Genomic DNA, 3124 nt, shown 5'->3' with positions numbered 1-3124 from the left:
ACGGGTGTCAACTCGTCCGGGAGTACGCCGCCGGTGAAGCGGGCGGCAAGCCGGCCCTCGCGGTCGAGCACGAAGGTCGACGGCAGACCAGGCGGGACCGGCCAGCGCGCCGCGAGCGTGCCAATCCGGTCGACGATGCTCGGATAGGTCACGCCGTTGTCCCGGATGAACGCCTTCGCCGCGGAGAGATTGTCCTTCTCGTTCACCCCGACAAAGGCCGCCTCTGGGTTGTCCGCGGCCATCTTGACCAGGCCGGGCGTCTCTGCCCGGCACGGTGCGCACCATGACGCCCAGAAATTCACAACGGTGATCTTCCCGCGGAAGGCCGTCAGGCTCAGATCAGGACCGGCCACGGTGGAACCGGTGAGGTCGGGAGCCGTCCTGCGGCTGTCGACCGGGACGAAGTCGGAGTTGGGCGCCTGCTGGACGAAACCGAAGCCACCGCCAGCGGCCTGGTCCACGCTGTCGCCCCCGCTCGAGCATGCGGCCGCCATCAGCATCGAAGCGCTCATCACCAGCATCGAGAGGCCCAGCGCGCAGACAGCCCTCAGGGAGCGGACAGCCCTCAGGAAACGGTGCTTCAGGACACGGCGGTACGACGTCCGGCCAGCCCGCATGCGCGACACGTCGGATGCCGCTCGCGCGCCCTGCCGCCCGTCCACACACACTCCTCCCGGTGACCTGATGACCCGAGCCTCCCGGATCTCCGGCAACTCGGTGATCCAGGACCGCCGGTTCCGGGCTCTCCGACCGGCCATCCAGACTCCCAAACGCGAAAAGATCATGACCGCGTTACCGCCATCTCTTCGACCGGCCGGCCGCTTCTACCGGCCGGCCGCTTCTACCGGCCGGCCACCGTCCGGACCGGAGCGGGCCGGTACGCGCCCTGGCCCATCAGCCTACGACAAACTGTAGAACTCAACCCCGCGGATCAGCTCCGACCACGGGTGCGTTCCGGACAGCCAGCGACCCGCACAACCCGACAAGCCAGCCATCCACCACCAAATGAACATCAAACAATCTCTATCGATGATCTCTAAAGTAGGGCTATTACCTGCAAGAACACTTAAATATCACTGTCCGTAACACCGCTTCTCGAGCTGGCCCCACCGGACTCGCGGGCATGCCACCGGCTTTCAAGAGGATGACGGGCCAGAACCTTCAGAAGGCCAGAACCTTCAGAAGGGTGGTGGGCCGAGATCCGGGATGCTGCTGTGCCCGGTCCCGGCCGTGGTCGGATCATGTGCCCCGGCCCGGCTCTGACCCCCGGCCCGGCAGTCGGAGCTGGACGCGGGGATGGTAACGACTGTCCGTCGAGGCGCAGGGCAGGCGCCCTCCTCTTCCCCTGTTCTGGAGCGTTCTCCAGCTCCCGGCCGGGTCGGCTCGTCCCAGGGTTCGGGGATGTCGAAGTAGGTCCGCCCGGTCGGACTGGCCCACACTGCCGTGTCACCGCCGGCCCGCTGTACCGTCCAGCCGCCCTCGTGCTTGGCCCTGTGGTGGCGTCGGCACAGCGCGAGCATGTTCTTCTCGCTGGTGGGCCCGCCGGCGCTGTGTGGCTGGATGTGGTCGAGGTCGCAGAACCGGGCGGGTTTCCGGCAGCCCGGGAACCGGCAGACCTGCTCCCGGGTGCGTAGCAGCCGGGCCAGCCCGGGGGCGGGGAACCGGCGGCCGACCTCGACAGGCCGGTCGCCCTGGGCGGGGTCGGTGAGGATCCGCCGCCAGGTCGCCTCCCGCGCAAGCTCACGGACGATGTCCGCGGGCAGGGGCCCGTATCCGGCCAGTTCCCCAGGGGTGTCGCTGACCCCGGCGAGCGTCGCCGCCGACACCAGCACCCCCACCTCCACCTCCACCGACACCTGCCCGCCCCGATCCCGGCCCAGCAGCAGATCGACCAGCACGTCCGCGCGGCGGGCATCCATGCTGGGCGGCTCGTCCGGGCCGTCGACAGCACGGCGGGCGCCCATGTCGGGGAGTGCGTCCACACCGGAAGAGGCCTCCGGGCCGGTGACCGCGCGGGCCAGCGCATCCAAGCGCTGATAGGCGGCCTGGGCGTCGACCGCGGGCAGCAGCGCCCACAGTTCGGCCATGCCGTCCTCGGCGGGGTGGAGCTGGACCTGCCGGCCCTTGCGGGCGTGGGCGTGCCGCCGCCGGGCGCCGTCGGGGTCGGCGCTGAGCACAGCGCGGCGCAGCGCCTGGCGGAACAGGCTCGGGCTGGCCCGCCCACCCCGGGCGAGCACTTTCCGTTCGACCGCGCCGGCCTGCTCCGAGGAGAGCGCCGCGGTGGTCTCGGCGACCGCGCGGACCCGGCCCAGGTCGATCTGTCCGGCCTCCAACACAGCCAGGGTGGCCGGGAGCCGGTCGACGACGGTGATGGCCAGTTCCAGGCCGGCCGCCGCGGCGGCCGGGGACAGGGCGAGCTCGGCGGCGATCTCCTCTGCGGCCCAGCCCGGCCCAGCCCGCTTCGCCTCCTCAGGCGGGGTCGGCCGCAGCGCGGCGAACCGGGCCTGGGCGCGCAGCAGACCGCCTCCAGCCCGGCGATCCGCCGCCGCACCGCGGCCATCAGGGACAGGCAGCCATCCGCATCGCAGGACGCCACTGCCGGCGGACCAGCGACCGCGTCAACCGTCGGCGGCACACCACCGCCTTTCACTGCCGACAGCCGGCCAGCCGCGTTACCGCCCTCCACCGCCGGCGGGGCGCCGCCTGTGTGGCAAGCCGCGCCGGACGCGCCACTCTCCACCGGAGGCCCCTCGCGGGGGACGAGTGGCGAGGGAGCACAGGGGCGGCAGGCCGCGGTGGACGCGGCGGTGCCAGCGGAGGCGGGCTGGACGGCATCGTGGTGGCCGGTGGGCTCCAGGGGGCCAGCCACCGCCGGGGCAGCCGTCGGAGAAAAGCTCTCGATCTCCACAGAATCGAACATGTGTACGAGACTATCAGCAGATTCGGACATTTCCACCATCTGGGACGGGCGATTCCCGCGGCCCCGACGCGCCCAGCGTGGCAACGGCGGCTGTCACCCCCACATGCCGCCCCCAATGGCGCACTGGATCAGGCTGTGGACGTAGCCAGCCGCGACCGATCGTCCTGTTTTGGGCATGTTGGGCGGCCGTGGCATGCTGGATGA

At 71.2% G+C, this 3124-nt stretch carries 2 protein-coding genes; both read right to left on the bottom strand.

Annotated features, from left to right (window positions below):
* A partial coding sequence (locus AC5LSR_RS15310) for a TlpA family protein disulfide reductase (RefSeq protein ID WP_493468605.1) occupies positions 1–512 on the bottom strand: 512 nt, incomplete at its 3' end.
* A gap of 666 nt (positions 513–1178) precedes the next feature.
* Positions 1179–2489, bottom strand: coding sequence for an HNH endonuclease signature motif containing protein (locus tag AC5LSR_RS15305; protein WP_493465390.1), 1311 nt, complete (start codon positions 2487–2489; stop codon positions 1179–1181).
* Positions 2490–3124 lie beyond the last annotated feature (635 nt).

The sequence above is a fragment of the Protofrankia sp. CiP1_Cm_nod4 genome (genome assembly GCF_982290645.1).
The sequence above is the reverse complement of the archived record's forward strand: the minus strand, read 5'-3'. Positions and strand labels throughout refer to the sequence as shown.